The organism is Paenibacillus sp. sgz302115, assembly GCF_056120445.1.
This window is the reverse complement of record NZ_JBVYOK010000009.1, coordinates 138679-164437: the sequence shown is the minus strand read 5'-3', so window position 1 is coordinate 164437 and position 25759 is coordinate 138679. Positions and strand designations below refer to the sequence as shown.

General features: G+C 50.4%; 22 protein-coding genes. 19 read left to right on the top strand and 3 right to left on the bottom strand.

Features of this window, described 5'->3' with window-relative positions:
- Positions 1-22 precede the first annotated feature (22 nt).
- From sufD to AC0LWN_RS18280, 8 genes are all read left to right on the top strand, one after another.
- On the top strand, positions 23-1324 hold the full coding sequence (gene sufD, locus AC0LWN_RS18315; protein ID WP_474667774.1) for a Fe-S cluster assembly protein SufD: 1302 nt from the start codon (positions 23-25) through the stop codon (positions 1322-1324).
- Positions 1321-2547 (top strand): cysteine desulfurase, encoded by a 1227-nt coding sequence (locus AC0LWN_RS18310; protein ID WP_474667772.1) that lies wholly within the window; start codon positions 1321-1323, stop codon positions 2545-2547. Before sufD ends, AC0LWN_RS18310 begins: the two co-directional genes overlap by 4 nt.
- Positions 2534-2971: a Fe-S cluster assembly sulfur transfer protein SufU gene (gene sufU, locus AC0LWN_RS18305; RefSeq protein WP_474667770.1), complete on the top strand. Its 438-nt coding sequence runs from the start codon at positions 2534-2536 to the stop codon at positions 2969-2971. The genes AC0LWN_RS18310 and sufU overlap by 14 nt, the downstream gene beginning before the upstream one ends.
- 18 nt (positions 2972-2989) lie before the next feature.
- A complete protein-coding gene (gene sufB / locus AC0LWN_RS18300; RefSeq protein WP_474667768.1) occupies positions 2990-4387 on the top strand; it encodes a Fe-S cluster assembly protein SufB in 1398 nt (465 codons plus the stop codon).
- 368 nt (positions 4388-4755) lie between these two features.
- Positions 4756-5133: a VOC family protein gene (locus AC0LWN_RS18295; protein ID WP_474667766.1), complete on the top strand. Its 378-nt coding sequence runs from the start codon at positions 4756-4758 to the stop codon at positions 5131-5133.
- A 171-nt stretch (positions 5134-5304) separates the two neighbouring features.
- Positions 5305-5517: a hypothetical protein gene (locus tag AC0LWN_RS18290; protein ID WP_474667764.1), complete on the top strand. Its 213-nt coding sequence runs from the start codon at positions 5305-5307 to the stop codon at positions 5515-5517.
- A gap of 11 nt (positions 5518-5528) precedes the next feature.
- Positions 5529-7298, top strand: coding sequence for an ABC transporter ATP-binding protein (locus AC0LWN_RS18285; RefSeq protein ID WP_458962873.1), 1770 nt, complete (start codon positions 5529-5531; stop codon positions 7296-7298).
- Positions 7295-9157 (top strand): ABC transporter ATP-binding protein, encoded by a 1863-nt coding sequence (locus tag AC0LWN_RS18280; RefSeq protein ID WP_474667761.1) that lies wholly within the window; start codon positions 7295-7297, stop codon positions 9155-9157. Before AC0LWN_RS18285 ends, AC0LWN_RS18280 begins: the two co-directional genes overlap by 4 nt.
- 380 nt (positions 9158-9537) lie before the next feature.
- Here AC0LWN_RS18280 and AC0LWN_RS18275 read toward each other — a convergent pair whose 3' ends face one another.
- Positions 9538-9786, bottom strand: a complete 249-nt coding sequence (locus AC0LWN_RS18275; RefSeq protein WP_474667759.1) for a DUF7667 family protein — start codon at positions 9784-9786, stop codon at positions 9538-9540.
- 600 nt (positions 9787-10386) lie between these two features.
- Between AC0LWN_RS18275 and licT the strand changes: the two genes are divergently transcribed.
- From licT to AC0LWN_RS18255, 4 genes are all read left to right on the top strand, one after another.
- A complete protein-coding gene (licT, locus tag AC0LWN_RS18270) occupies positions 10387-11232 on the top strand; it encodes a BglG family transcription antiterminator LicT (RefSeq protein ID WP_474667757.1) in 846 nt (281 codons plus the stop codon).
- Between the two features lie 218 nt (positions 11233-11450).
- On the top strand, positions 11451-13307 hold the full coding sequence (locus tag AC0LWN_RS18265; protein WP_474667755.1) for a beta-glucoside-specific PTS transporter subunit IIABC: 1857 nt from the start codon (positions 11451-11453) through the stop codon (positions 13305-13307).
- A 45-nt stretch (positions 13308-13352) separates the two neighbouring features.
- Complete coding sequence (locus tag AC0LWN_RS18260) at positions 13353-14810, top strand: glycoside hydrolase family 1 protein (RefSeq protein ID WP_474667753.1); 1458 nt, start codon at positions 13353-13355, stop codon at positions 14808-14810.
- A gap of 295 nt (positions 14811-15105) precedes the next feature.
- Positions 15106-15234: a hypothetical protein gene (locus AC0LWN_RS18255; RefSeq protein WP_474667751.1), complete on the top strand. Its 129-nt coding sequence runs from the start codon at positions 15106-15108 to the stop codon at positions 15232-15234.
- Between the two features lie 233 nt (positions 15235-15467).
- On the opposite strand, the gene AC0LWN_RS18250 is transcribed toward AC0LWN_RS18255, so the two are convergent.
- Together AC0LWN_RS18250 and AC0LWN_RS18245 are read right to left on the bottom strand one after the other, a co-directional pair.
- Positions 15468-16508: an HD-GYP domain-containing protein gene (locus AC0LWN_RS18250; RefSeq protein WP_474667749.1), complete on the bottom strand. Its 1041-nt coding sequence runs from the start codon at positions 16506-16508 to the stop codon at positions 15468-15470.
- Between the two features lie 88 nt (positions 16509-16596).
- Positions 16597-17304, bottom strand: a complete 708-nt coding sequence (locus AC0LWN_RS18245; RefSeq protein ID WP_474667747.1) for a molybdenum cofactor biosynthesis protein — start codon at positions 17302-17304, stop codon at positions 16597-16599.
- Between the two features lie 149 nt (positions 17305-17453).
- Between AC0LWN_RS18245 and AC0LWN_RS18240 the strand changes: the two genes are divergently transcribed.
- From AC0LWN_RS18240 to AC0LWN_RS18210, 7 genes are all read left to right on the top strand, one after another.
- Positions 17454-18893, top strand: coding sequence for a bifunctional metallophosphatase/5'-nucleotidase (locus AC0LWN_RS18240; RefSeq protein ID WP_474667746.1), 1440 nt, complete (start codon positions 17454-17456; stop codon positions 18891-18893).
- 78 nt (positions 18894-18971) lie between these two features.
- On the top strand, positions 18972-19799 hold the full coding sequence (locus AC0LWN_RS18235) for an undecaprenyl-diphosphate phosphatase (protein ID WP_458962882.1): 828 nt from the start codon (positions 18972-18974) through the stop codon (positions 19797-19799).
- A 118-nt stretch (positions 19800-19917) separates the two neighbouring features.
- The gene (locus AC0LWN_RS18230) at positions 19918-21021 is read left to right on the top strand and encodes an HD-GYP domain-containing protein (protein WP_474667743.1); all 1104 of its coding nucleotides are present in this window, start codon (positions 19918-19920) and stop codon (positions 21019-21021) included.
- Between the two features lie 204 nt (positions 21022-21225).
- Entirely contained in the window at positions 21226-22362 is a 1137-nt protein-coding gene (gene yfkAB, locus AC0LWN_RS18225) for a radical SAM/CxCxxxxC motif protein YfkAB (RefSeq protein WP_474667741.1), read from the top strand.
- 18 nt (positions 22363-22380) lie between these two features.
- A complete protein-coding gene (locus AC0LWN_RS18220) occupies positions 22381-23739 on the top strand; it encodes a hemolysin family protein (RefSeq protein WP_474667739.1) in 1359 nt (452 codons plus the stop codon).
- Between the two features lie 277 nt (positions 23740-24016).
- A complete protein-coding gene (locus AC0LWN_RS18215; RefSeq protein WP_474667737.1) occupies positions 24017-24901 on the top strand; it encodes a carbohydrate ABC transporter permease in 885 nt (294 codons plus the stop codon).
- Between the two features lie 18 nt (positions 24902-24919).
- Positions 24920-25753 (top strand): carbohydrate ABC transporter permease, encoded by an 834-nt coding sequence (locus tag AC0LWN_RS18210; protein ID WP_458962887.1) that lies wholly within the window; start codon positions 24920-24922, stop codon positions 25751-25753.
- Positions 25754-25759: the final 6 nt, after the last annotated feature.

Below are 25759 nucleotides of genomic sequence, written 5' to 3'. Positions count from 1 at the left end.
GCCAGGAAGGAGGAAATCACTTATGACGACGCAAACCATTCTTCCGGTGGATGCAAAGCTGCTCAGTGAGTTGTCGCAGAGTAGCGGCGAGCCGGAATGGCTGAAGATCAGCCGTTTGAAGGCACTGGAGCTGGCCGCAGGGCTTGCACTGCCAAAACTGGAAAAGACGCGGATTGACCGCTGGAATGTAAATAACTATGGAAGCTACAAGGCAGGCCAAGCCATTACGGCTCTCAGCGAAGCACCAGCTTCCATTGCCGACTTGATTAAAGGCCAGGAAGAAGGCAGCCTGATTATTCAGCGCAACTCGGGTGCTGCCTATGTTCGGCTCGCGCCTGAGCTTGCTGCACAAGGCGTTATTTTCACCGATTTGCAGACTGCAGCCAAAGAGCATGGCGATTTGGTGCAGCGTTACCTGCACACTGCTGTACTGCCTGATGAGCATTCCATAGCCGCGCTGCATGTGGCACTCTGGAACGGCGGAGTATTCCTCTATGTTCCGAAGAATGTTGTTATTGAGACTCCGCTGCAGGCGGTTCTGCTCACCGATGATGCCGAAGCCGCTTTTGTACCGCATATTCTGATTGTAGCCGAAGCAAACAGCTCAGTTACTTATGTCGACAACTATGTGTCGGACAAAACCGAAGCCGGACTGCATAACGGTGCAGTCGAAGTATTCGTGGGTTCGGGAGCCAAAGTCCGTTATGCAACAGTGCACCAGCTTGGCGAGGACACAACAGACGTAACTTACCGGCGTGCCGTTGTTGATAAAGACGGAACCATTGAATGGATTGTCGGCGAGATGAACTACGGCGATACAGCCAGCGACACCAAGTCGGTGCTGAAAGGCAACGGAGCAAGCTCCGATGCCAAAGTGATCGCAGTGGGATCAGGCTCGCAGAAGCTCAGCTACACTACACAGGCCCAGCATTTCGGCAAAAGCACGCCTAGTGACATGATCACCCGTGCAGTTATGCGGGATTCGGCGACTTCCATTATTAACGGAATTACGAAGATCGAGAAGGGCGCGACCCGGGCCGACGGCCAGCAGACGGAAAAGGTTCTGATGCTGAGTCCAAAAGCGCGCGGCGACGCCAACCCGATTCTGCTTATTGACGAAGACGATGTAACAGCAGGCCATGCCGCTTCCGTAGGACAGGTCAATTTCGAGCAGGTGTACTACCTGATGTCCCGCGGAATTTCACGGCATGAAGCAGAAACTCTGATCATATACGGCTTCCTGGCTCCTGTTGTGTCGCAAATTCCACTGGAGGGACTGCGCAATCAGCTCCAATCTCTTGTGGAAAGGAAGTTAGGCCAATGATTAACAGTGCCATCCGGGAGCAGTTCCCCATACTGAACCAGAATGTCAACGGGCATCCTTTAGTGTATCTGGACAGTGCGGCGACCTCGCAGAAGCCGCGCTCGGTCATTGAGGCGGTCAAATCCTATTATGAATGGGATAACGCCAACGTGCACCGTGGTGTTCATACTCTGGGCAGCCGGGCAACGGACGCTTATGAAGGAGCCCGCGAGAAGCTGGCCAAATTCCTTCATGCCCGCAGCACGAAGGAGATTATTTTCACACGGGGTACAACGACGGCTTTGAATCTTGTGGCCGCTTCTTACGGCCCGGCTCATGTGGGTGAAGGCGATGAGATCGTGATTACCCAGATGGAGCATCACAGCAACTTCATTCCTTGGCAGCAGCTCGCGAAGAAGACAGGGGCAACCCTGAAATTCATCCCGCTGCAGAAGGATGGAACCATTACGCTTGAGGACGCGGAGCAGACGATTACGGATAAGACTAAGATCGTTGCCATCGCATATGTCTCCAATGTTATGGGCGTTACCCACCCTGTAAAAGAGCTGGCCGCTATCGCTCACCGCCACGGTGCTGTGATCGTCGTTGACGGGGCGCAGAGCACACCGCATATGAAGGTGGATGTTCAGGATCTGGATTGCGACTTCTACGCATTGTCCGGCCACAAGATGCTTGCGCCTACCGGCATTGGCGCCTTGTACGGCAAGAAGGCTTTGCTTGAAGCGATGGAGCCGGTTGAATTCGGCGGCGAAATGATTGATGATGTCGGTCTGTATGAATCCACCTGGAAAGAGCTTCCCTGGAAGTTCGAAGGCGGCACACCGATTATTGCCGGTGCTGTGGGCCTCGGCGCAGCGATTGATTTCCTGCAGGAGATCGGTATGGACGAAATCCACCGCCATGAGATGAAGCTTGCCGCGTATGCGGAGGAGCGTCTCTCGGAGGTTGATGGTCTTACGATTTATGGCCCGCGCAGCCGTCAGGTCGGTGTGGTCACCTTCAATCTTGGGGATGTCCACCCGCATGATGTGGCTACTGTGCTGGATGCGGAGGGCATCGCTGTCCGTGCCGGACACCACTGCTGCCAGCCGCTGATGCGCTGGCTGCAGGTCAGCTCAACAGCCCGGGCCAGCTTCTACCTGTACAATTCCGAACAGGATGTAGATGCGCTGGTCCAAGCTTTAATCAAGGCAAAGGAGTATTTCGCCTATGAACTTGGATGATTTGTATAGACGTGTAATTATGGATCATTATAAAAATCCCCGGAATCGCGGTTCATTTACAGATGACGCGCTGAAAATCGAGCTGAACAACCCTACCTGCGGCGACCGCATTACGCTTCAGCTTAAGGTGGAGGACGGTATCGTCAAGGATGCCCGTTACAGCGGCGAAGGCTGTTCGATCAGCATGTCGTCGGCGTCCATGATGACGGAGGCGGTCAAAGGCCAGACCACCCAGCATGCGCTTGAGCTGGCTGACCGTTTCTCCTCTCTGATGAAGGGTGAAACAGTGGATTTTGAAGAATATGAAGATATCGAAGCCCTTTCCGGTGTTAATAAATTTCCGGCGCGGATCAAATGTGCGACACTCGCATGGAACGCGCTGCGCAAAGGCATTGATGTTGAAGAACATCACCAAGAACATTAAAACAAGGAGGCTGACACCATGGCTAAGAAAGCGCCTGATATGGAGGAATACCAGTTCGGATTCCGTGACGAGCACAAGTCGATATTTCAGTCTGGTAAAGGACTTACGGCCGAAATTGTGAAGGAAATTTCCGCAATCAAAAATGAACCGGAGTGGATGCTCAATTTCCGCCTGAAATCTCTGGAGCAATTCCGCAAGATGCCTATGCCTACGTGGGGAGGCAACCTGGACGATCTGGATTTCGACGATATCCAATATTATGTCCGCCCTTCGGAGAAGCAGGGCAAGACTTGGGAGGAAGTGCCTTCCGAGATCAAGGAAACCTTCGACAAGCTGGGGATTCCGGAAGCGGAGCAGAAGTTCCTCGCTGGTGTCTCGGCACAGTATGAATCTGAGGTTGTCTATCACAGCATGCAGAAGACGCTGGAGGATCAGGGCGTAATCTTTACCGATACGGATACTGCGCTGCGTGAGCATCCAGAGCTGTTCAAGAAATATTTTGGGACGATTATTCCTCCGGCAGATAACAAGTTCGCTGCGCTCAACAGTGCAGTCTGGTCGGGCGGCAGCTTCATTTACGTGCCGAAGGGTGTGAAGTGCGAGGTGCCTTTGCAGGCTTACTTCCGCATCAACTCCGAGAACATGGGCCAGTTCGAGCGTACGCTGATCCTGGCTGACGAAGACAGCTTCGTGCATTATGTAGAAGGCTGTACGGCTCCAATCTACAGCACGAACTCGCTGCACAGCGCAGTTGTTGAGATTCTGTGCATGAAGAACGCCCGTGTTCGTTATACAACGATCCAGAACTGGGCGCCGAACATCTACAATCTCGTAACCAAACGTGCGATAGCCGAAGAAAATGCCACAATGGAATGGGTGGACGGCAACATCGGCTCCAAGCTGACGATGAAATATCCTGCCGTTGTGCTTAAAGGACGCGGAGCCAAAGGCTCGGTGCTGTCCATTGCCGTAGCCGGTAAAGACCAGCATCAGGATGCCGGTGCGAAGATGATCCATCTGGCACCGGACACGACATCCACCATCGTCTCCAAGTCGATCAGCAAGCACGGCGGCAAGGTAACTTACCGCGGTCTTGCCTCCTTCGGCCGTCAGGCAGAGGGTGCGAAGTCGAACATCAAATGCGATACGCTCATTTTGGATAACCAATCCACCTCGGATACGATTCCTTACAATGAGATCATGAACGACAATATCGTGCTTGAGCATGAAGCGACTGTCTCCAAGGTCTCCGAAGAGCAGTTGTTCTATCTGATGAGCCGCGGTCTCACGGAGGCCGACGCAACGCAAATGATCATTATGGGCTTCATCGAGCCATTCACCAAAGAGCTGCCGATGGAATACGCGGTGGAAATGAACCGCCTCATCAAGTTCGAAATGGAAGGTTCTATCGGATAATATTTGAAAATGATTGTAGCTATAAGGATTTGGAATTGAGGTAAAGAGACTTCGTGCTGATTTCGTGCCGATTCAAATTTACCTCTTAATGTAGAAGGCGAACTTTTTGAGTTCGTCTTCTTCTATTGTTTGGACCATCTTCGGATTAATTAAGGTAAAGGGAGCAAATAATAAGGGAACCCTAAATACGGCTCCTCGATGAGATGCTGAATGTTGAGTCATGAGCTGTATACACAGTCACCTTAATATTTATAAAGGAAAGTTCAAATTTAATATTCCTTGACAGGAATATTCCCTGCGAGGTATATTGTAATCAGCAATTCGTGCCTGACCCGATAAATTAATCCATATAAGGAGTGTATCAATTAATGATTAATAAAATTGGCCAAGTTATGTTGTATGTGAATAACCAAGAGGAATCCAGAGATTTCTGGACAGAAAAGCTAGGGTTCGAGGTGATTTCGGATGAAACCAATGGCCCGATGAGATTTATCGAGGTTGCTCCTAAAGGTGCAGCAACCAGCATTGTTCTTCATAATAAAGAGTTCGTTGCCAAAATGAATCCTGAAATGAATCTGGGGACACCTTCTTTAATGTACTTTACGGAGAATCTCGATCAGTTATATCGTGATTTGACGGGCAAAAATGTTACAGTTGGAGAAATTGTAGAGCTTCCCTCTGGCAGAGTGTTTAACTTCGCAGATACTGAAAATAATTACTTTGCTGTAATGGAGAAAAAACAATAAATCGGAATACCAACGAATATAGCGGGCTGTTCCATCGGCAGATAATATAATCTGCCGATGGAGCAGTCCGTTTTCTTTTGATAGACGAAAAAAAGAATAACTATACAGAAAATACATAAAAAGTGCATCCTCTGCGAACACGAAAATACCCAGAATCTTGGAGAATCTTAATTGAGCAGTATTTCCGAGGAAATGGAAGCAATTAAAGCTGCAGCCGTCCTTTTCCTGCTGATTAAGCCTGCTTTTTTCGGAAAAAACCGGAAAAATGGTGATTTCTCCCCTTTGCTGCATAGAAACAGGTTTGATAAACTGCATAAAGTCCCTAAAATGGAAGCGCTAAAAAAGATATGCTTACGAAGCGAGCTTTACTTCGTAAAGCTTTGAGGAGGAGAGATATGGACGTTCTCAGGCAACTGCGGGGCTTTTATCGGGAGAAGCTGCATTATTTGATTCTTTCGATTGTCTGCTTGGCTGCCGCAACTGCAGTGGGGCTTATAACCCCAAATTTGTTAAGGCGTTTGATTGATGATGTTATTGTTCCCCTGAAGTTTTCTGAGGTGCCCGTACTCGCTCTCAGTGTACTGGCAGTAGTTTTTGTTAAGGCGTGCCTGCAGTTTGCCCATGGTTTTTATGGAGGGAGGCTGGGAAATTTCCTCGCCTACCGGCTGCGCAACGCTTGTTATGAGAAGCTGCAATTTCTGTCTTTCCGCTATTATGACACAGCGAAGACTGGTGACCTGATGTCCCGGCTGACCGGGGATCTTGAGGCAATCCGGCTGTTTATCGGCTTCGGATTCGCCCAATTGCTGAATGTATTTTTTATGGTGCTGTTTGGCTCTATTATGATGTTCACGATCAATTGGCAGCTTACGCTGGTCACTTTGATCACTATGCCGTTTCTGGCTGCGGTCGCCTTCCGGTTTGAATCGAAGATTCACCCGGCCTTTCAGGAGATGCGGCTTGCGCTCAGCTCTCTTACAACGGCTGTTCAGGAGAATGTTACCGGTGTGCGGACCGTCAAATCTTTTGCCAGAGAAGGTTTCGAGGTAGAGAAGTTCTCGCACCGGAATGAACGCTATAAGGATAATCAGATTTTTGCCGCTGAATTGTGGAGCAAGTTTTTTCCCGCCATGGAGTTTTTGGCTTCAGTGAGTGTAGCGATATTGCTGGGGGTTGGCGGAACGCTGGTCATCAAGGATTATATGTCGCTTGGTGAGCTTGTAGCCTTTTTCAGCTTAATTTGGTATATTATCGGCCCTGTATGGGGTCTTGGCTTCCATATCAATAACTATACGCAATCCAAGGCTTCGGGAGAACGTGTACTAGAAGTGCTTAATCAGCAGATTGACGTGAAGGATAAGGACAACGCCCGCGAGCTTGTGCCTGCGGAAGTGAAGGGCGAGGTAGCTTTTAACCATGTGACCTTTGCTTACGGAAACAAAATGCCAGCCGTCAAGGATATCCATTTCGAGGCGAAGCCCGGGGCTGTAATCGGATTCCTGGGGGGAACCGGGTCCGGCAAATCGACGGTGATTCAACTGATGATGCGGGCTTATGACGTGAATGAAGGCAGCATTACGCTTGATGGCGTGGACATTCGTGAGTACCAGGTACGCAGCTTAAGGTCGCAGATTGCCACGGTGTTCCAGGAGACATTCCTGTTCTCCTCCTCCATCCGCAATAATATTGCTTATGGTCTTAAGAACGTCAGCATGGAGGAGATTATCCGTGCCGCCGAGCTTGCGAAGGCGCATGATTTCATCATGGAGATGCCTGAAGGCTATGATACGGTAGTCGGTGAACGGGGAATGGGACTGTCCGGTGGGCAAAAGCAGCGGATTGCAATTGCCAGAGCCCTGCTCAAAAATCCGCGTATCCTTATCCTCGATGACGCGACCAGCGCCGTTGATATGGAGACGGAGCATGAGATTCAGGCTGGCTTCCAGGAGGTTATGCGCGGACGGACCACCCTGATTATTGCTCACCGGATTTCCTCCTTGCGGCATGCCGATCAGATTATTGTAATGAATGAAGGGAAAATGGTTCAGCAGGGTACGCACCATGAGCTGATTAAGGTTCCCGGTCCTTACCAGGATGTCTACCGGATTCAATACGCCGATTTTTTGGCCAGAGACAACGGAAGAGGGGCAGGTGATCCGGCATGAAGCTCGAAGCCAACCAAGGAAAGAATGCAGCTCTAAAGCCAGCCGCAGCAGCTGAGGCACAGACCCTGGAAGAACGGTTCGTGTACAAGGACGATGATGTTATCGACAAGGCTTTTGACTGGAAGCAGTTCACGAGGCTGTTCAGTTATATGAAGCCCTATGCCAAGCAGATGCTGCCTTTGGTATCGGCGCTAATGATTCTTGGCACGATTACGAAGCTGACAGTCCCATACTTGACGAGTATGGCTATTGATAAAGCGATTGCTCCCAAGGACGGTCATCCCAGCCTGTCACTGCTGTACACATTAACGGTCACTGTAATTGTACTGTATCTGATTCAGTGGGTCGCCGGGGTCTACCGGATCAAATATACGAATGTGATTGGACAACGGGTGATTTACGACCTGCGCTCAGACCTGTTCCGGCATATTCAAAAGCTGTCGTTCAACTTTTTTGACAAACGCCCGGCGGGATCTGTACTGGTGCGGGTGACCAATGATATTAACTCCTTGCAGGACCTTTTCACGAACGGGGTCGTCAATCTGATGATCGACAGCGTGCAGCTAATCGGCATTATGGTAATCTTGCTGCTCATTAACTGGAAGCTGGGGCTTGCGGTGATGATTACCGTTCCGATTATGTTCTTCGTATCCACCAAGCTGCGCCAGAAGATTCGGATTGCCTGGCAGGATGTGCGGATGAAGAACTCGCGGATCAATTCCCATCTGAACGAATCCATTCAGGGGATCAGAGTGACTCAGGCCTACACCCAGGAACAGGAAAATATGAATTATTTCGATGCCATGAACAAGGATAACCGTAAATCGTGGAACAGGGCTTCGGCAATGAACCAGGCATTTGGCCCGATTATCGAAATTACCGGAGGCTTCGGAACGATGATTCTGTTCTGGTTCGGGGCTTACCTGATTCAGTCGGGAGAGCTTACGGTCGGTTTTCTGGTTGCGTTCAGCACCTATGTCAGCAACTTCTGGGACCCGATCAACCGTCTGGGCCAGATGTACAACCAGCTGCTGGTGGCGATGGCTTCCTCTGAGCGGATATTTGAATATCTGGATGAGCAGCCTACTGTGCAAGACAAGGCGGATGCGGCCTCGCTGCCGAAGATTGAGGGTGACATCAGGTTCGATAAGGTAGTCTTTGAATATGAAAAAGGCCGTGCGGCGCTCAAAGGCATTGACCTCGACGTCAAAGCCGGCCAATCTATCGCGCTTGTCGGGCACACCGGCTCAGGCAAAAGCACGATCATTAACCTGATCAGCCGGTTCTACGATGTTAAGAGCGGCAGCATCACCATTGACGGCAGGGATGTCCGTGATGTTACCCTGCAAAGCCTGCGGGAGCAGATCGGTATCGTGCTCCAGGATACCTTTATTTTCTCGGGAACGATCCGTGATAATATCCGATTCGGGCGGCTGGATGCTACGGATCAGGAAGTCGAGGATGCCGCGAGGGCAGTAGACGCCCATGATTTCATCAGCAAGCTGCCTGGCGGATATGAGACTGAGGTAGAGGAGCGCGGAAGCGCGCTCTCTATGGGGCAGCGGCAACTTCTGTCCTTCGCCCGGGCGCTGCTGGCCAACCCCCGCATCCTGATCCTGGATGAAGCGACCGCAAGCATTGATACGGAGACGGAGGTCAAGATTCAGGAGGCGCTGAAGATTCTGCTTCAGGGCCGGACGTCCTTCATCGTAGCCCACCGGCTGTCAACCATCCGCCATGCGGACAAGATTGTTGTCCTCGACCACGGAGAGATCAAGGAAGAAGGGACCCACGCCGAGCTTACGGCGCATGAGGGGATTTATAACGGCTTGATAGAAGCGCAATTCCGCTTCTTGTAAGCAGAAACGGCCCTTTCCGGCACATGTGCGGTGAGGGCTGTTTTTTTTCAGCCTATAGTGCGTATGCGTCAGAGCAGCTAATTGTATTTGCTGCAATTAAAATAGCGCGTGATACCATATTTTTGGTGATAATTGTATTTAGTACACTTAAAAATGGCGGACGGCCCTTTTTTTAGTGAAATGAGTATATTTAAATGTACAAAGTACAACTAACACTGGGATAGCGGGGAAATATTACTTTTTAGTTGTATGAAATGCAGTTAGGGGGAGAAGGAGTTGATGTGTATCTCGCGAATTCCTTTGATCATGGCGCGTTCTCCCTGGTGTTTAAGCGGCTTTTGTCGTTGTTCTCATTCTAGTACAAGCTTAATTCCGAATACTTACTTACTGCGGTTACCTGTTTTTCCGGTCATACGCACCTCGAACAACTGCGCGCTGATGTCTTGCTGCCACTGAGTGTCTTCGGTGTGTGCCGCGAGATGAGCTTCATTGTTCAGCCGCGCCATTTCCCAGCAGTACCTCGCATTGGCCTGCAGACAGTGCTGCTGCTCGGTTTCCTCATCTGCCGTAAGCATCCGCTTCCGGCTTATCATATACAGCTCTGCCAGCCGCTCATGAATGGTGAGCATATTTTACCTCCTTAAAGTTTTGCAAGCCTAAGCATCCATGAACAACGTCGAGCAAAATTAGCTTCGAAAGCATTGCTTAGTTTGTTAGGATATCTTCGTTGAATAGCATCGTACAAACTAAATAAGCTGAACTTGAAAAAATAAAAAGGACGGAAGTGACGGAGGGGAAGTTTGGAACTGGAGGAGCGAATGCGTCCGCCTTTATGTTTGGATTTCTACCGCTGCCAGCGGAATAAAATCAGGAAATCCAAACATAACAGCGGCCGGAAGTCCAAACATTCCCCGCAGTCACGACTAACTCCGTAATTAAAATCTAAAGTACTGCTTATATAGCTTCGTAAGCATTCACTATCTGTTACTAGCCTAACCACAGCACAAGCGCTCCAAACCCAGGGCGAATGCGGAACTTAAGAATTTTCCAAAAATAAATAATAAAAAAATATTGAAATCGCTTTTATTTATGCTACAATAGCAGTAATACAGGATTGTGACCGGTAATGCGGGCAATGCCTAAGCTGATACGAGTATCATTTTATTAAATGATATTGGGATCAACTTAGGCTTTTTTTGTACAAACTATGTGATGGGGGGTGACTACAGATGATTATTGAAAAGGTGCTCAACAACAACGTGCTGTTAACGAAAAACCAGAAGGGTAAGGAAGTTATCGTAATGGGCAGAGGCATTTCCTTCAATAAGGTGGCGGGGGATTATGTTGATCCGGCGAAGGTGGACAAAATTTTTCTGCTGAATGAAAACGAATTTACGGCGCGGCTAACGGAGCTGTTGAATGATATACCTGTGGCTCATCTGGAATTGGCCAATGAAATCGTAACGTATGCTAACGGGGTTCTGGGCAAGGAGCTTAACGATAATCTGTACCTGACCCTTACGGATCATATTCATTTTGCTGTCCAGCGTTATGAGAAAGGGATCACACTCAAGAATGCGATGCTGTTCGAGATCAAACGTTTCTATAAGAAGGAATTTTCGATTGGGATGGACGCACTGAAGATTATTGAGAAGGCTACCGGGCTTGCGCTTGGCGAGGATGAGGCTGGATTTATCGCCTTGCATTTGGTGAACGCGAGGATGGACGGGAATGAAATGAAGTCCACCATCAAAATGACGGAAATTGTCCAGAATATTCTGAACATTGTTACTTACCATTACAAGGTGGTGCTGGACGAGAGCTCGCTTAACTATTCGCGGTTTCTGACGCATTTGCAGTATTTTTCCATGCGGGTGTTGAAGAAGGAGACGAGTAACAGCGGGGAGGATTTCCTATACAATCAAGTGAAGCTGACCTACGTCAAAGCGTTTGAATGCGCGAACAAAATCAATGATTACATCGAAAAAACCTATGGCCAGAGCTTGAGTAAAGACGAATACGTCTACCTCACCATTCATATCCAGCGTGTGACTGAACGCAACAGCTTGGAGTAGAATAGAACGGATAGAACAGAATAATGATCATCTGACAGGGTGTTACTGGTAATGCAGGCAAAACCTGAACTGATGGCAAAATGGGCGTGTGCTGACGTTTCCTTTTTGCTGTGAGTTCAGGTTTTTCTTGTTTGCGGTGGATATGAGGATAACTGCTGGCACATCCTAATCCTAACGCAACGTCCACAATTATTACGATCCAAAAAGGAGCAAACCATATGAGCAACAAAGACTTGTCCAAACAGATCATTACGCTCGTTGGCGGTGAATCCAATGTCAATTCTGTGTTTCACTGCGCAACCCGCTTGAGATTCAAGCTTAAAGATTCCGGTAAAGCGGATAAAGCCGCGCTGGAAAAAACTCCGGGAGTCATTACAGTTGTCGAGAGCAGCGGCCAGTTCCAGGTCGTCATCGGCAACAATGTCGGTCAGGTCTACGATCAGATTATGAAGGAAACCTCTTTGCAGGATGCGGACAGAAGCGGCAAAGGTGACGAATCCGAGAGCACAGGTATCCTGGGCAAAGCGGTTGACATCATCTCCAGTATCTTTTCACCTATTCTTGGGGCATTGGCCGGAGCAGGGGTACTCAAAGGGCTGCTGGCATTGATCCTGTCCTTGAAGTGGATCAGCAACACCAGCGGAACCTACCTGATTCTGAATGCGGCGTCCGATAGTGTGTTTTACTTCCTTCCTGTGTTTCTGGCGATTACGGCGGCACGCAAGTTCAAGGCTAATCAATTTGTATCGGTTGCCATCGCTGGAGCGCTGATTTACCCGGCGGTGATTGCTGCGGTCGGCGCTCCAGACAAGCTGGGCTTTTTGGGAATACCGATCGTGCTGATCAACTATTCCTCCAGCGTCATTCCGATTATTTTGGCGGTGTGGGTGCAGTCTTATATAGAAAAATGGTTCCGTTCCATCATCCATGAATCGGTCCGCAATATCCTGGTGCCGATGTTCGCATTGCTGATTGTTATTCCGCTTACCTTCCTGGCCTTTGGCCCTGTGGGCTCGCTGATCAGTGAAGGACTCGCTTCCGGTTACACCTGGCTGTACAATCTCAGTCCGCTCGTAGCAGGCGCTATCGCCGGCGCATTCTGGCAGGTGTTCGTTATCTTTGGCGTACACTGGGGTTTTGTTCCGATTATGCTCAGCAATATTGCAACACTCGGCTATGACACCATGCTGCCGATTCTGGCCGCCGCTGTTCTCTCGCAAGCCGGTGCGGTATTCGGCGTGTTCCTGAAGTCAAAGAACTCCCAGCTAAAAGCATTAGCCGGTTCTTCTACACTGTCCGCTGTATTCGGAATCACGGAACCAACCATTTACGGTGTAACGCTGAAGTTCAAAAAGCCGTTCATCTACGCTTGTATTTCCGGGGCAGTTGGCGGTGCAATTATCGCTACTGGAGGCTCCAGAGCTATTGCCTTCGCGTTGCCGGGGCTGCTTGCTCTGCCGACCTATTTCGGTACCGGGTTCGCTTGGGCGGCTATCGGAATCGTGGTGGCTTTTGTATTAGCGATGATCCTGGTGTTTGTGCTTGGATTTGACGACCCGGAAGAAGAGGCTGCACAGAAGCCGTCCGAACCGGTTGTGAAGCAGGAGGGCACACGGATTGACAAAGAATTGATTGTTAGCCCGTTATCCGGGAAGCTGCTGCCGCTGGACAGCACACCGGATGAAGCTTTTGCCTCGGGTGCGATGGGAAAAGGGATTGTGATTGAGCCGTCCTCCGGCGTACTGACTTCTCCAGTAAATGGAGTAGTGACAACCGTATTTCCGACAGGGCATGCCATTGGCATCACTTCCGAGGGTGGAGCGGAGCTGCTGATACATGTGGGCGTCAACACGGTGAAGCTGAAGGGCCAGCATTTTAATAAAAAAGTAAAAGAAGGAGAACGAGTGGAGCAGGGACAGCTTCTGCTGGAGTTTGATGTGGAAGCGATCCGCGCGGCCGGGTTCGTCACAGCAACACCGGTTATTGTCACCAACTCCGCCGGCTATCTGGATGTGCTCATGAACACGGGTACGGAAGTCAAGAACGGCGAGACTTTATTTACATTAATCAATTAGACATTACTTGCTGTATCAGCAGAACCCGAGGAGAGGAGTATCATTATGACCACAGTACAAAAAGGATTTCCAGATAACTTCCTATGGGGCGGAGCCACGGCTGCGAACCAATTGGAAGGCGCATTCGATGCCGATGGCAAAGGCTTGTCCAGTGCGGATATGGTAGCTTATGTACCCAAGGCGCAGCGGAGCAATGACCATGCCATTGAAATTAATTCAGAGCGGATCGAGCAAATTCTGTCCGGAGAGTTCACCGCCCGGTTTCCGAAACGCGAAGGGGTGGATTTCTATCACCGCTATAAGGAAGATATCGCCTTATTTGCCGAGATGGGCTTCAAGGTCTTCCGCCTGTCGATCAACTGGGCGCGTATCTTCCCGAATGGAGATGATGCGGAGCCGAATGAAGCGGGCTTGCAGTTCTATGACAATGTATTTGATGAGCTGCATAAATACGGCATCGAGCCGCTGGTTACCCTGGCCCACTACGAAACACCGCTCGGTCTGACGCAGAAATACAACGGCTGGGCTTCGCGCGAGGTGATCTCATGTTTTACCCGCTATGCCGAGACGGTGTTCCGTCGCTACAAAGATAAAGTGAAATACTGGATTACCTTTAATGAAATCAATATGATGACGCTAAGTCCTTTCACTGGGGGCGGCGTGGTCATTGACCGTGTGGAGAACAAGCTGCAGACGATCTATCAGGCGCTTCATCATCAATTCGTAGCAAGTGCGCTTGCAACCAAGCTGGTGCATGAGATCATCCCGGGATCGCAAATGGGCTGCATGCTGGCCCGGATGGAGAGCTATGCCAATACCTGCAACCCTGAGGATGTACGGCTCAACCAGCATGAGAACCAGATGAATCTCTTTTTCACGGATGTGCATTCACGCGGAGAATATCCTAAGTATATGGACCGATTTTTCGCTGAAAATAATGTCGTTCTCCACAAAGAGCCGGGCGACGATGAGATTCTGAAGCTGTACACTGTTGATTATGTGGCGTTCAGCTACTATATGACGCTTACCGTGTCAAATAGCCCTGAAGGAGAACGTGCGCAGGGCAACCTGTTCGGCGGCGTGAAGAACCCGTATCTGAAGGCTTCGGAATGGGGCTGGCAGATTGACCCGATCGGGCTGCGGATAATGCTGAATACGATGTACGACCGCTATCAGAAGCCTTTGTTCATCGTGGAGAATGGCCTCGGCGCTTATGACAAGGTGGAAGCCGACGGCTCGATCCATGACAGCTACCGGATTGACTATCTCAGACAGCATATCGCCCAGATGAAGGAAGCGGTTCTGGACGGTGTAGAGCTGATTGGCTACACAAGCTGGGGACCGATTGACCTGGTAAGCATGTCTACCTCCGAGATGTCGAAGCGTTACGGGTTCATCTATGTGGACCTGGACGACGACGGCAACGGAACGCTGAACCGTTCGAAGAAGGATTCTTTCCACTGGTACAAAAAAGTTATCGCCAGCAATGGCGAGGAGCTATAGGACTAGCCCGTAGTGTAGGCTGCTGTACTGAGACAGGTAATTTGGCAGGCACTTACAATTGCAGTTATGCAGGCTGAGCTTGAAATTTGCAACGTGTATGTCTGCCCTACTATACGGCTTATGCTGAATGATTGCACTTTCTACAGTAGAATGTTCATCGTTCTGCGGTAAATTGCAATCTGATGTATTTCATGCAGTAGATTTCCGGATTTTCTGATCAAAAGCACATTTCCGCTGAATTCTGCTGTACAGAGTACAATAGAGTGCGTTTTCACGCGGATTTAGGCGGCATCTGATGTACAAAGTACAATTGAATGCGTCTGGACCAGCAGAGCGGCGCAGTAACGTTGTACGAAAAGAACAGGAGGTTCCCAAAGCCGTCTCCGGCGAGGGAACCTCCTGTTTGCTTGCGGGTAAATACTGAGGTTGAAAAATTGGATACACGTTCGCGACCCCTGCTCACAAGTAGGCGATTCCGCAAACGCTCAGCCCCGTGGAGGAACTCCCGGGGCAACCTGCGCAGTAAAGCTTTGAAGCTCCCGCCCTTTGCGCAGCAAAGCAGGGAGCTTCAAGGCGGCTCGGCCCGCTAGCATTCCTTCCGTCCGCCACAGCCGCAGATTTCCGCCAAGCTTCCGGGTGTCCAGAGGGTTCGCCCCCCTACTCCATATAAATCTCCACAATCGTAACTTTACGCTCTTTGGCCAGGTCAAGGAATTTGCCTCCGGTCTGCACAAGCGGACGGAAGACGTCAAGCGGATTGTTCATGATAATGACGCCCATGTCTCCAGTGCTCAGCAGCACATGCTTACCGATAAAGTTGGGCATCAAATGCTGGATGAAGGCTTGCACCGGCTTGCCGTTCAGCTTGCCGAAGCTGAGGGTGTTGATCTCGTGCAGTACAGAGATCAGCTCCTGCTTCGACTGATAGATCCGGTGGGAGGTCATAGCGCTGTAAATGTCCGCTACAGCGGCAATCTGGGCATACGGGTGAATATCATCTTTGGTAAGGTGGTGGGGATACCCGGAACCATCCTCGCGTTCATGATGCTGAAGCGCGACCAGGGCGGTATAGGGGTCGTCCATAGAGTTGCGGATAATTTCATAGCCGTAAATCGTATGTAGTTTGACTTCGTCGAATTCCGCCGGAGTCAGCTTGCCCGGCTTGCTCAGAATGTCAGGAGAAATCCGGCATTTGCCGATATCTATTAAATATCCGGCCCGGCCGATCTCGTAGCATTCCTTCTTGGAATATCCAAGCCATGATGCTATGTAGTAAGAGAGCATACCCACTTGAAGGGAATGGTTATAGGTATAATTGTCTTCCCGGTCAAGCAGCAGCAGTAATGAGACCACATCCTTGTGTTTGTCGAAGGATTGAAGCGAAGGCTGTAGGATATCATCCACAACCGACTGGTTGAAGCTTCCTTTGGTTAACGCTTCCATATATACCGATTCAAAGCCTTCGATCATGGTATCGAAACTGCCGGAAGCTTCCCGGGTGATGGAAGGTCTGCTGGATAGAGCAGGCTCCTCCTGGACAGCTTCGATATCAACATAATCCACTCCATGCTGCATGAGCTTGGCAATCTCTTCGTATTGGAGCAGTGATCCTTTGGGTAATACATGCAGCCCTGTGGAGCTAAAGGTATCCATTCGCAGATAATTACCCGGTTTAAGATCTGAAACGTGTACTCTCAATGAATATGCCACCTTATCTTAACGATTTTTTCCAGCATAGCAACAAAATCGGAAATATTCAATGATTAAAAATGTTAAGCGGCATGTTCTAAGGAAGGCGGAATTCTTTCGCTTTGGGATCTGCTCCAAGCCACTGTTCACCGGACTCGCCGATGTCCTTTTTCCATACGGGAACTGAGGCTTTCAGCTTCTCGATGGCATACCGGCTGGCCTCATAACAGATGTCACGGTGCGCGGCGGATACGGCTATTATGACGCTTGCTTCCTTCAAGCCTACAAGCCCGGTACGGTGGGCAATCGCACAGCGGGCATCCCACCGCTCACCGACCTCACTGCCGATCTCCTGCAGCTTGGTCAGCGCCATTGGAACGTAAGCTTCGTAATGCAGCGCCGTCGTACGCTGGGTGCCGGTCATCTCTCTTGTCGTGCCGACGAAGAGGAGTGTTGCTCCGTGATTGGCATCCAGCACTTTGTCCAGAAGGGATTCTCCGTTCAAGGGCTGACCCGTAATACAGAACAGTCCGTCCGGAGTTTCTTCACTTACAGGTTCTCCCCCGGATACGGGAGGAATAAGTGCAACCTCGGCAGCTTCGGAGATGACAGAGTCATCCGGCGCATACTCATGGTCAATAGCTACTAATGATACATTGATCTGCGGCGCCGCGTCCGGGTAGGATTCGCAGAGCAGTTCCTTCAATCTTCCGGCAGTCAGCGGGGTCTCAGGGGAGTGAAAAGCCAGCGAGGAGGAGCCGAAAGCTTCGGCCAGACCGGCGAACAGACGGATTGTTACATGCATGCTTGATTCACCTCGGAATATGCTTAGTTAATAGACTCAATAATGATTCCAATATACCATATTGGGCCTGAAAATGTTATGCTAGGCACTGTAAGATTACAAGCCTGCCGCTCATAGAAACGGATTTTCAGGTGGGAGGGGACTAGCTCATGGAGCCTGCTGCACAAAAAATCACCATACTTCATACCAATGATATACACAGCCACTTTGAAATGATGAGTCCCATTGCCGCAGAGATGGCCAAGCTGAAGACCGCTGCCGGAGCAGGGCCTGTGCTGCTGATGGATATAGGCGATCATATGGACCGGGCCGCCGTAGAGACCGAAGGCACGATGGGACAGGCAAATATTGATATGATCAACCTGACCGGATATGATGCCGTTACCATCGGCAATAATGAAGGACTGACCTTCTCCCATGAGATTCTATCTGCACTATATTCTGGCATTCAGTGCCCGGTTGTATGCTGTAACATCCTGGAGAGCTCCACCGGAGAACCTCCCGGCTGGATGAAGCGCCACGCCATACTCGACAGGGACGGCATCAGGATCGGTGTTACGGGAGCTACAGCGGCGTTTACTGCCTTTTACGGATTGCTCGGCTGGGAGACGCTGGACCCGGAAGCTGCGCTTCGTGAGCAATGCGAGCTTCTGGCTCCGCAGGTGGATCTGCTGATTGTGCTTTCCCATCTAGGGCTTCCGGCGGACCGGCAGCTCGCAGAGCGGCTGGAGGGGGTACATGCCATTCTGGGCGGACATACGCATCATATGCTGGAGACGCCGGAGATGATTAACGGAACTGCTGTCTGCGGCGCGGGCAAATTCGGCCGTTATGTCGGAGTCCTGAGATTTGAGCGGGCCGGTGCGAGCGAAGCCTTCAGGCTGGCTGAAGGTGAGTGCCTCGCAGTTGATCCCGGGCTTAGCGAACAGATTATTGCACCTGCAGCAGCGCTGCATTTGGTTCATGGGCGTGAAGTTCTTCAAGAGACCGTTGCAATTACCGACCGTGAGCTTAGGCTTGATACGGCTGGGGAATCCCCCTTTGGCAATCTGCTGGCCCAGGCCGTCCGTCGCTTCACAGGCACAACGCTGTCGCTGGTCAACAGCGGGCAACTGCTTGGACCTCTGCCGCAAGGCAACATTACTTCAGGCATGCTCCATGCGCTGTGTCCATCGCCGGTCAACGCTTGCATTCTCAATCTGAGGGGCAAGGATATCCGCACAGCCCTCACGCAGAGCCTGACTGAAGAATTCTACGACAAGGCTATATTCGGTTATGGATTCCGGGGGAAGCTGCTCGGCAGCCTTGCTGTGGATGGATTAAAAATCCTGTACGATCCAGGGGCCATGCCGTATGATAACGGTATTGCCATTTTTGTGGGTGGGGAAACGCTGGATGATAATGCCGTTTATCAAGTCGGGACGTTGGACATGTTCACTTTTCGGGCTGGGTATGAGAGTATTGCTAATGGAAGTGAAGCTGTTTTTTTGCTGCCCAACTTTTTGCGGGATCTGCTGCGGATGGAGCTGCAGCGGCCGGGGAGTCTTGATGAATGTATGGCTGTCCGCTGGGAGAGCAGGGTTACCTAATCGTTTTGGTCACACTTTATATGCAATGCAGGGCAATAGCTGCACCAGGTTTCATTTTCTCAAGATCAGGAGGATAAAATGGATACAATTACAGCAATTATACTAGCAATCGTAGAAGGCATAACTGAATTTATCCCGGTATCATCCACGGGACACATGATTTTAACGACCAAGCTTTTGGGATTTGATGAGCAGTCACCGATCATGAAGACCTATGAAATTGTCATCCAGCTCGGGGCAATCCTCGCTATCGCTCTGGTGTACCGCCAGCGGGTGCTTAATTTGCTGGGTATCGGCCGCAGCCGCACAGCTAGAGGCGGTGTAATGCCTGCCAATAGACTGAATCTGATCCATGTGATTCTCGGGATTGTGCCGGCGCTTGCGGTAGCTTTTTTCGCCCGTGATTTCATTAAGAGTCTCTTCGGAGCGACTACTGTACTCTGGGCGCTTGTTGCCGGCGGGATTCTGATGATCATAGCGGAGTGGGTGAACAAACGCAAAATTCGTATCACTGCGCATGAGCTTGATGATTTATCTTACGGGCAGGCGCTTGCCATCGGCATTTATCAGATCATTTCCGTGCTGTGGCCAGGGTTCTCCCGTTCCGGCTCCACGATTTCAGGGGGGATGCTGAGCGGGGTCAGCTATAAGGCTTCGGCGGACTTTTCGTTCCTGATTGCGATTCCGATCATGTGTGCGGCTTCAGGGTATGAGTTGCTTGATTCTTTTCAATATTTTACAAAAGATACGATTTGGGATTTCGCTATTGGCTTCGTGATTTCGTTTGTTGTCGCCTATCTTGTCGTGGTGGCGTTCATGAAGCTGATCCAAAAGATCAGACCGACCCATTTCGCGATTTACCGTTTTATCCTGGCCGCTGTGTTCTGGCTGTTCATTATGCGTTAATAATATCTTCCCCCTTAGCTCTTGACTGAACGCTCATGGTAACGGTATATACACAGAGTAACACCCGGGGATCAATAGCAGAATAGCATTTTACCGTTAAAGGCAGGAGTGAGCCAAGTTGCGTCTAGTATCCGTGAACCGGCTTCAGGCGGGTATGAAGCTGGGTAAAAAAATATATAATGATGAAGGTCTGGTTCTGCTCGCAGATGGAGTGGAGCTTACTGATGCCCTGATTAAGCGGCTGGCTAATATCGGCATCGGTTATATCTATATAGAGGATTCCATCACGGAGGATGTCGTTATTGCCGGTATGCTGCAGGATGAGACGCGCAATCAGGCGCTGAAGGTCATCAGGAATGAGTTCCAGCAGATGTCCGGCGCTTCCGGCATTACCAAGGGCTTCTATCATCTGGACAAGAAATTCTCCAAGGTGATGAACTCCATTCTGGATGATTTGGCTACCCAGGAAGATCCGATGATCATGCTGATGGACATGCACACGGCGGACAACTATCTGTATGCTCACTCTCTGAATGTTTGCCTGTATACACTGGTGCTTGGAATAGCCTACGGGTACAGCAGAGAGGAGCTTCAGGTTATCGGCCTGGGGTCGCTGCTGCATGACATCGGCAAAACGCAGATTCCCCTCAAAATCATCCAAAAGCCCGGCATGCTCAGCGATGAGGAATTCCGCCATATGCAGGCCCATACCGAAATCGGCTACCGGATTCTCAAGGAGGAGCCGAATATTCCTCTGCTTGCGGCGCATTGCGCCTTGCAGCATCACGAACGCATCGACGGCTCGGGTTATCCGCGCGGGCTGACCGGTCCGCAAATCCATGAGTATGCCAAATGGCTGGGGGTAGCGGATTCGTATGATGCCATGACATCGAACCGGGTCTACAAAAAAGCCATGCTTCCGCATCAGGCGGTAGAAGCGCTCTATGTAGGTTCAGGAACGCTGTATGAGCAGAAGCAGCTTGAGCTGTTCAGAGACCGTGTAGCGATCTATCCGCTCGGTCTGAGTGTAAAGCTCAGCACGGGGGAGAGCGGCGTGGTGGTCAAGATTGATCCCTCTACGCCCCACAGGCCGGTTGTGCGTGTGCTGAATGGTCCTGAGGGAGAGCCTGTTGTTCCCTTTGAGCGTGACCTTGGCAGTGTGCTTTCAGTAGTGATTGTGGATGTGAACGATGGGGATGGGGCTGTGGTAAAATCCACCTGATTCACCGTCAGGCAGCGAGGAAAGAAAACGGGGAACCGCATGGCTGCGGAAGCACCGTTTTCAGCCCCGCTTTTTTTTGCGTTAAAATCAGAGGCTGAAATGGGGTTTTTTGCCCAATCGTGGTATGATATAGGGTAAGTTACCGTTCTTTTTACATTATTTTGGGTTAATAATAAGGAATATGCATCGAAGGAGCATCAGGAAATGAGTCTATTAGAACCATCATCAACAACAATGAAGGAGCTGTCGCCGGGCTTTGATCCTTGGGACCCGATCACATCACTTCGCAAGCATGGACGGCATGTGCTGACCAGTGTGGAGATGACGGTTACCAATCTGTGCAACATGCGCTGTGAGCACTGTGCGGTTGGCGACAGCCTGACAGTTAGAGAAGGAGAAATGCTGCCGCTTAAGCAGATGCTGGACCGTCTGGAGGAGGTAGAACATCTGCAAACGATCAGCATTACGGGCGGCGAGCCGATGTTCCGCGCCTCTACGGTGGAGAACATCATTGTGCCGCTGCTGAAATATGCCCGGGAGCGCGGAGTAAGATCGCAGATCAACTCCAACCTCACCATGCCTTATGCGCGTTACGAACAATTGCTTCCGTATCTGGATGTCATGCATATCTCTTTCAATTATGTGAACGGGGATGACTTCCATGAGGTCGGTTTTGCGAACAGCGGCCATCCGGTCTCCAAAGAAGCCGCGTACCGGCTCTATGATACTATGCTTGACAATTCCCGGCGTCTCAGCAGCGACGGCATGCTGATTTCCGCGGAGTCCATGATCAATTACCGGACGCATAAGAAGCTGCCGGAAATCCATAAGCTCATTGGCGATATGGGGGCAAGACGCCATGAGGTGCATCCGATGTATGCTTCCAGTTTTGCTTCCTCGCTTCCAGTACTGTCACTGAAGGAAATGAGAGAGGCGATTTACGCCCTGCTTGAGAAGCGTAATCCTGAAATGTGGATGCTGTTCGGCACACTTCCTTTCTTCGCCTGCAGCTTTCTGGAGGAGGACCAGAAGCTTCTGCGCAGACTGCGCAGCGAGAAGAATGTCACTCTGCGCAATGATCCGGACGGCAGAAACCGGGTGAATGTCAATCTGTTCACGGGCGATGTGTTTGTGACGGATTTTGCTGATATTTCTGCCTTCGGCAACATTGGCAGCGCCAAGCTGGATGATATCTTTGCCGAATGGCAGATGAAGCATCCGCTGAATCAGAAGGTGAATTGCCACTGTGATGAGGCAAGCTGCTGCGGACCGAATCTTCTCGTCGCCGATATGTATTATCCAAAGGTCGATTTCAAATCCAGAAAAGCGATCACTTTGTAGAAATGGGGCGTTGTTATTGTGCATACGGAATTTGAAGTAGGGAGATTGCTGCTCAATCTTTTGCTGGTTCTGGTGCTCGTATTAATGAACGGCATTTTTGTTGCAGCGGAATTCTCGCTTGTGAAGGTGAGGCAGTCGCGCCTGACGCAGCTTGTCTCCGAAGGCAACAAGATGGCCGGATATGCGCTGAAGGTCAACAAAAAGCTGGATGCGTATCTATCAGCTACCCAGTTCGGGATTACGCTTGCTTCACTGGGGCTCGGGTGGGTCGGGGAACCGGCCATCTCCGAGCTGCTGGTAGAGCCGCTGATGTCCCAGCTTGGTGTTACCGATCACACGCTGATTTCCACAGTATCCGTAGTTGTAGGTTTTTCGATCATAACTTTCTTACATATTGTGCTGGGTGAGCTTGCGCCAAAGTCCCTGGCTATTCAAAAAACTGAAGGCTCCGCGCTGCTGCTGTCTGCGCCGCTGATGTTCTTCTATAATCTGTTCCTGCCCTTTATCTGGGTGCTGAATACATCGGCCAATGCGCTGCTGCGGATGGTGGGCGTAGAGCCGGCAAGTGAAGCCGAGGCCGCCCACTCGGAAGAAGAAATCCGTATCCTTATGAATCAGAGCGCCAAAAGCGGGGTCATTGATAAGGATGAGATGAAGCTGATGGATAACATCTTTGAATTCTCCGATCTGCTGGCCCGCGAAGTGATGCTTCCCCGTACAGATATGGATGTGTTATACAGCAATCTTTCACTGGAAGAGAATATGCGGATTATTACAGAGACGAAGCATTCCCGCTATCCGGTGGCTTTTGAGGATAAGGACCGGATTATCGGCTTCATTCATATTACGGATCTGCTGTTTGCGCCGCCGGAGCAGCAGAATGACCTGGCCTCGCTGGTCCGTCCGATCCTGAATGTGCCGGAATCCATTGAGATCAGCCATGCGCTGCGGATCATGCAGAAGAATAAAGCGCAGCTTACATTAGTTGTGGATGAATACGGCGGAACCGCAGGTCTCCTGACCGCAGAGGAAATCCTTGAGGAAATTGTCGGCGATCTGCACGATGAGTTCGAGGATGAACGTCCGAGCGTGGAACGCAATGGCGAATACATCTCTGTAGAAGGCCGCATGCTGATTGAGGATGTGAATGATCTGACCGGTGTGGTCATTGAAGATGAAGAAGTCGATTCTATCGGCGGCTGGCTGTTCAAGGAGCTGGAGGGCAATCCGTCCAAAGGCAAACGGGTGGTGCTCGACAATGTTGTTTTTGAAGTAGAAGAAGCTACCCGCCTGCGGATCACAAGAATCAATATCCACCGGGAACCGCCTCCGGAGCCTGTAGAGGAAGAGTCTGCGGGGGATCAGGACAGCGAATAACACGAACGGCTGGGTGAAGCCGGTTCGCCGGATATAGAATTTCCTATAGCCCCACCTTGCGTAAGAGCTGAATGCACTTGCGCGGGTGGGGTTTTTTTTGCTGAAAATCATCTGATGGCAGGTTTCATGACGTATTTTACAAAATCCTCAATTTTAAAAGCGCTTACTCCAAAAATCAAAGTAATATTATCCTACATCATAAAGTTGATACGCCTATCTCGCCACCTATCCTCTCTCTTATATACTTTTCTCAAGTGAAAAAGAGGGGGTTTGAAGGATGAGCAAAAGGACAGCGTATATGTTTATTTTTCCAAGCTTGTTACTGACGCTGGTGTTAGGCGTCTATCCACTTCTCTGGGCTCTCCGATATATGTTCTACAACTATCAAGGGTATGGGGAGCCTGTGTTTATCGGACTGGACAACTTCTCCCGTCTGATGCGGGATGATGAATTCTGGAATTCGGTGCTGAACACGGGGATTTATGCGGTGGGAAAACTGGTGATCACGATTCCGCTGTCGCTGATCTTCGCATTTATTCTGAACCGGAAGATCAGAGGGCGCACGCTGCTCCGGGGGATTTACTATCTGCCTACGGTTTTCAGCGCATCGGTAATGTCCATTGTATTCTTCATTATCTTTAATTCGTACAACGGCGTGCTGAACCAGTTCCTGATGAAATATCACCTGGTGAGCGAGCCGGTGAGCTGGCTGGGACCTAAGTATGCGATGCTGACTACAATCATGATTGCCATCTGGGGAGCTGTCGGGAACTATATGCTGCTCTTCCTCGCCGGACTGCAGGGCATACCGGAGGATCTGTATGAAGCTGCATCCATAGACGGGGCGACCGAAGCAAGAAAGCTGTGGAGCATTACAATTCCGCTGCTGGGACCGGTTATGCAGATGATCATTATGCTCGCAATTACGATTTCTTTGAAGGGCTACGAGAGCATTATGGTCTTGACCCAAGGGGGGCCTTATAACAAGACTGAGGTTATGTATCTGTATCTGTTCAAGCTGCTGTTCCCGATTTCACCGGAAGTGCAGACGCAGCAGCAATTGGGCTACGGCAGTGCGGTCGGCTTTGTAACGGCGCTCATTGTAGGTGTGGTAACGATGATCTACTTCTATTTTTCCAAAAAGATGAGCAATATATATTAAGCCGGGGAGGATTAATCTATGGTACAGAAATTGCTGGGAAAAACCATTCTGTGGATTTTCCTTCTTGTCAGTGCCGCCATCACCTTGTTTCCCATTATTGTCGTGATCTTTGGCTCGCTGAAGACGAATCTGGAGCTGACAACAGGCGCGAAGATTCTGCCAACTACCTGGGAGTTCGGCAACTACGCTACAGCCTGGAAGACCGCGAACTTCTCACGGTTTACCTGGAACAGCATGTTTGTCAGCACAATGACAACTATAGGCTCGCTGCTTGTGTCGGCAATGGCGGCGTATGCCGTGGACCGCGCTTCTTTTCCGGGGAAAAAAATATTTACCGGCCTCCTGGCGAGCACGCTGTTCATCTCAATCGGTGCGGTGGTGCTGCGTCCGCAATTTGATTTAATGATTCTGATAGGCTTGCAAAAATCGCTCTGGGGCGTCATTCTTATTCTAATAAGTGCCCATGCGGCTACTTATTTTATGATGATCGGCTTCCTGAAGAATATCCCGCGTGAACTGGATGAGGCGGCATGGATTGACGGCTGCAGGCCTTCGGCAGTGTTTTGGAGAATTATACTGCCCTTGCTTCGCCCGGCGCTGGCGGTGGCGGGTCTCAGCGTGTTCCAGAATTCATGGAATGAATATATATTGCCGCTGGTGTTCACACTGAGCAATCCGGCGCTGCAGACACTGCCCGTAGGGCTGGCGAACCTGAGATACGGCATCGGCGCGGCTTCCGAATCCCAACTGATGCTTGCAGGCGCCTGCATTTCCATACTGCCGCTTCTGGCCGTCTATCTTTTTGCCAACAAATCATTCATGCAGGTTACACTCGGTGCCGTAAAAGGATGATGAAGG